The organism is Acinetobacter sp. UBA2063, from assembly GCF_002333245.1.
GTDB lineage: Bacteria > Pseudomonadota > Gammaproteobacteria > Pseudomonadales > Moraxellaceae > Acinetobacter > Acinetobacter parvus.
The window spans coordinates 35,024-40,070 of the sequence record NZ_DDAH01000025.1; the positions used below are offsets into that span (position 1 = coordinate 35,024).

At 40.1% G+C, this 5,047-nt stretch carries 5 protein-coding genes; 4 read left to right on the forward strand and 1 reads right to left on the reverse strand.

The features are described 5' to 3' along the window. Positions 1-711: class I tRNA ligase family protein (locus tag B4H32_RS01215; protein WP_286799363.1), on the reverse strand; the 711-nt coding region annotated here is incomplete at its 3' end. Between the two features lie 476 nt (positions 712-1,187). On the opposite strand from B4H32_RS01215, the gene B4H32_RS01220 reads away from it, so the two are divergent. From B4H32_RS01220 to dcd, 4 genes are all read left to right on the forward strand, one after another. Continuing rightward, positions 1,188-1,724, forward strand: coding sequence for a hypothetical protein (locus B4H32_RS01220; RefSeq protein ID WP_004682932.1), 537 nt, complete (start codon positions 1,188-1,190; stop codon positions 1,722-1,724). A gap of 158 nt (positions 1,725-1,882) precedes the next feature. Continuing rightward, positions 1,883-3,112, forward strand: coding sequence for an iron-sulfur cluster carrier protein ApbC (gene apbC / locus B4H32_RS01225; RefSeq protein ID WP_286799370.1), 1,230 nt, complete (start codon positions 1,883-1,885; stop codon positions 3,110-3,112). A gap of 263 nt (positions 3,113-3,375) precedes the next feature. Continuing rightward, on the forward strand, positions 3,376-3,969 hold the full coding sequence (locus B4H32_RS01230; protein WP_004682930.1) for a LysE family translocator: 594 nt from the start codon (positions 3,376-3,378) through the stop codon (positions 3,967-3,969). A 115-nt stretch (positions 3,970-4,084) separates the two neighbouring features. Then, positions 4,085-4,654: a dCTP deaminase gene (gene dcd / locus B4H32_RS01235; protein ID WP_004682928.1), complete on the forward strand. Its 570-nt coding sequence runs from the start codon at positions 4,085-4,087 to the stop codon at positions 4,652-4,654. Positions 4,655-5,047: the final 393 nt, after the last annotated feature.

Below are 5,047 nucleotides of genomic sequence, written 5' to 3' on the forward strand. Positions count from 1 at the left end.
ACCGAAATAAGGCGCATCACGCGAAATATCCCAATCTGATAAACCCGATTCAAACCATTCATCTAGCTTGTTGGCAATAGACAATGGTAAACGACCTTGATCACGTGTCCATTTCTGTAAGTATTCTGAGAAATTCGGTAGTTTAAAGAAATAGTGATCTGATGATTTCTCAACTGGCGTTGCACCACTCAATGTTGAGCGTGGGTTTAATAACTCGGTCGCGTTATAGGTTGTACCGCAGACTTCACATGAGTCGCCGTATTGATCTTCCGCTTTACATTTCGGGCACGTGCCTTTAATGAAACGATCAGACAAGAACATGCCTTTTTCAGGATCAAATAATTGTGTGACAGGGCGAACAGCGATATTGCCTGCTTCACGGTTTTTAATATAAATCTCAGATGCACGTGCTTTGTTTGCATCGCTATGAGTTGAATCATAATGATCGAAATGCACACCAAAACCATCAAAATCACGAATGTGTTCTTTCTGAACATTGGCAATTTGCGCTTCAGGGCTAATGCCATTCGCTTCAGCACGTAACATGATCGCTGTGCCATGAGCATCATCCGCACATACGTAAGTCACGTCATGACCCATTGCACGCATCGCACGAACCCAAATATCTGCTTGGATATAACCGAGTAAGTGACCCATATGGATAGGACCATTGGCATAAGGAAGGGCATTGGTGACTAAAATTTTACGCACGGATATTGTTCTCTCATTCGTATTTACAAGGTGGATGATTTTACATGACTTAAGACAGACTTGCACAAGGGAATCGGTGAAATCTTTTTAATCGGATTAGACTGCCTATGTTAGTTTTAAACTTCATCAAAACTTCACTTTGGCTTCAATCAAAGTACGTCTATTTAAATGAAAATAAACACGGCATCAAATCGCTGGAGAGAAAAATGCGATCTTGGAATTTAGTCTCTGCATCGTTATTGGCATGTTTTATATGAAATCTTCAAAAAAGAGTTTCCAGCCTAAAATTGACTTGATTCATTGATAGGATTTTTATATCCAAAAATTCAAAAAGTTATCCATCAGCAATGATTTGAAGCTTACTGTATTCCAATTGTTTCAATTTGCAGCAATTTCGCCACGCTTTGCCAGAACGTTGTATAAGTATAGCCAGAAAAAAATTGTAGCTTTCACGACATAACAAGAGGAATAACACCATGAGTAATGACAAAATTGATCAGTTAAAAGATTTTGCCGCGAAAGACTTGGCACAGACCAAGGCAGACTTCCAGCAGGCAAAAGATAAGGTCAGTGAGGTGGGCAAAGACATTAAACAAAAAGGTCAGGAAACTGTCGAAGATGTTAAAAACTTTGCATCAAAAGACCATGAGCAAACCAAAACTGACTTGCAGCAGGCAAAAGACAAAGCGAGTGAATTGAAACAAAAAGGGGAACAAACTCTGGATGACTTAAAGAGCAATGCAAGTGAAAAGTATGATGAAACTAAGGCAGCTTTATCAAGCAAGGCGGATGAACTAAAAGATAAATTAGCCGATACTCAACAAGCAGCAAAAGAGAAGTTTGATCACTTTAAGGAAGAGGCCAGCCATAAACTTGATGATGCAAAGGCAAAAGCTGCTGAGTTAAAAGATGAGGCTGCTGCAAAACTTGATGAAATGAAAGCTCAGGCGAGTACTAAGCTGGATGATTTAAAGAAAGCGGCAACCGATGCTGTAAATAAACTCAAAGGTTAATCGTTGCTAAAATTCTAAATCATGGACGTTCATATTGAGAGAAGAAAATACGCTATAAAAAATGAGCAATTATCTTCGTAGATGTGAGCGTCTATTCTGCAATACTGCTAAACTAGCCAAACTCAGTGATATGTTGATCTGTTTTTGGAGTAAACAAAATGTCGTGGCTTTCTTCCTTAAAATCTGTTTTTTCACCAGCGCAAGAAGTCAAGGAAGATGACATCCAAACCGTTCTACAAAACTATAACCTGCCCTATTCAGAGAATCGCTTAAAAGACCGTATTAGTCAGGTCAACGTACAAGAGCATGTTTTACAACTGACCATCAATACCTTTCCACGAGAAAAAGACCATTTACAACAGATTCACGATGAGCTTGCCGAAGCCTTGGAAAAGTGTGGGATTCAGGAACTCAATCTTCATATCATCCAGCAAAAACATGCAGCACATGGCGAAGCTGCGCATAGCTGCTCACCCAAGCCTAAAGCGGAAAATAGCAATTTACCGCCAGTCATGGATGCCTCAGCTAAAGCTGAAACTGATCCGAATAATCCACCAATTCAAAAAGCTGCGCCGCAGCAACGCGATGTGGCAGCCCATCCACGTATCCAGAATGTGATTCTGGTATCGTCGGGTAAAGGTGGGGTGGGTAAATCCACCACTACGGTCAACCTTGCGCTTGCCTTGCAGCAATTGGGTTTAAAAGTTGGGGTCTTGGATGCAGACATTTATGGCCCAAGTATTCCAACCATGCTGGGTAATGCGGGTAGAACCCCCCTGATTGAAAATGAACACTTTGTTCCACTGGATGCTTACGGCATGGCGGTACTTTCGATTGGGCACCTGATTGGGGCGAACAATACCCCAGTGGCTTGGCGAGGACCAAAAGCAACAGGCGCACTCATGCAATTGTTTAATCAAACCTTGTGGCCTGATCTGGATGTGTTGGTGATTGATATGCCACCAGGCACTGGAGACATTCAACTTACGTTGGCACAGCGTATTCCAGTCACAGGTGCCGTCATTGTGACCACACCGCAAAATGTTGCGCTCATGGATGCGGTAAAAGGCATTGAATTATTTAATAAAGTGAACATCCCTGTATTGGGTGTGATTGAAAATATGTCCACCCATATCTGCTCTAACTGTGGACATGAAGAGCAGATTTTTGGTACAGGAGGTGGCGATCAGTTATCTGGGCAATACCATATTCCATTGCTTGGACGCTTGCCTCTGGATGCTAAAATTCGTGAGCATGCAGATAACGGTAAGCCGAGCGTGATTGCACAGGATAGCGCGGCGCAAAGCTATATCAATATTGCCCAAGCTGTAATACAACACATGGAAAAGCTGCCTAAACGCCAAAGAGATGACAAACGAATCTTCTAAAGTAAAAGACCTCTAAATTTAGAGGTCTTTTTTTATAAACCAGAGCTGTTTTACAAACATGATTTAAGCAATACGTTATATTTAACCTATTTAAAATTACCAATTTTTATGCAGTGACTTTAGAGTAAAGTGGACTTGAAATTATAAAAATATAAATAAAACATGTGCTTAAATAATATGCCGTCATAAGTGCTTACAGTTAAAATTTTGCTATGGATGAGCAATTGGATTAATGTAAAAACATCTTTTAGTGAGGTCATTCAATGATTTCATGGTTTTTTATTGGTTTAGTCATCACCATTTTGCTTACTCCTGGCCCAACCAACACCCTGCTTGCATCTTCAGGTATTCAGGTGGGGTTGCGTAAATCATTATTACTCATTCCAGCAGAGGCAATTGGTTATATCATTGCAATCAGTGCATGGGGAATGCTGATCGGCAAAGTTTCTACTACACTACCTTTATTACCCACTTTTCTTAAATTATTGAGCGCAGGCTATATTGTTTTTCTGGCTGTAAAATTATGGCGTACTGCCGATCAGAAAGTGGCGTTAAACCAACCGACCATTCGCCCGCGTGAGTTATTGTGTGCGACTTTACTCAATCCTAAAGCGTTATTATTTGCCTCAGCTATTTTTCCAGCAGTGGCATGGAACAGTCAGCAAATCTACATGGCGCATATGGGTACATTTGTTGCACTGATTCTCCCGATTGCATTGTTCTGGATTTCTGTTGGTGCAGCGCTCGCCACCAATAAAGTAAAATGGCTGTCGCAATCCAAATTACAACGTACCGCATCAGTTGTCTTGGTCAGCTTCTCAATTCCAATTAGCTACTCAGCTCTGATCAATCTCTAATTCTAATTTTCTGCTGCTTTGAACAATCTAGGTAGCAGGGTTCTGTTATTTCCATTGATGTCATTTTGCGTTAAAGTACCTGCCAATCATTCACTTCGTCTTTGGATAAAAAGTCATGGCAATAAAATCTGATCGTTGGATTCGTGAAATGAGCGAAAAACACGGCATGATTGAACCTTATGCAGAGAATCAAGTTCGTTTCGATGCAAACGGAGAAAAACTGATTTCCTATGGGGTATCCAGCTATGGCTATGATGTCCGCTGCGCACGTGAATTTAAAGTTTTTACCAATGTTCACTCTGCCATTGTCGATCCAAAAAACTTTGATGACAGAAGTTTTATTGATATTGAGTCTGATGTTTGCATTATTCCACCAAACTCCTTTGCGCTAGCACGTACTATTGAATACTTCCGTATCCCACGCAATGTATTGACAGTTTGCCTTGGTAAATCGACTTATGCGCGTTGTGGCATTATTGTGAATGTAACGCCACTAGAACCTGAGTGGGAAGGTCATGTGACGCTTGAGTTTTCCAATACAACCAATTTGCCAGCACGTATTTATGCAGGCGAAGGTGTTGCACAAATGCTGTTCTTTGAAAGTGATGAAGTGTGTGAAATATCCTATAAAGACCGTGGCGGAAAATATCAGGGGCAAACGGGTGTGACCTTGCCGAAAACATGATTTGTAAATTACATTTTGCAACAATCATAAAGTTTTTTGGTTGTTGCAATACAAACCTTATATTTAAGGAATAAAAATATAATATTCAGACATATATTTAAAAGAAATTATTTAAGAACAATAATTCATTCATCGGAAAATAAAACGTTTACCTAATATATTTTGCATTTGTGTAAATATTCGGCATAATGGAGAATAGAATTGTCTGCTAAAAACGCCTGAAATTTAAGTGTGCGTGTCCACACAATGGTCAGTGCGAGATGGTGGGCATTAGGCAAAAGTTGCAATAAAAATCTCTGTACACGACAAATTTCACAGAACCCTTATCCTATCAGGATTCTGCTTTCTTAAAATTGCCAAAATTTCCTTAAACTCTTCTTTTTTCCCAAAACC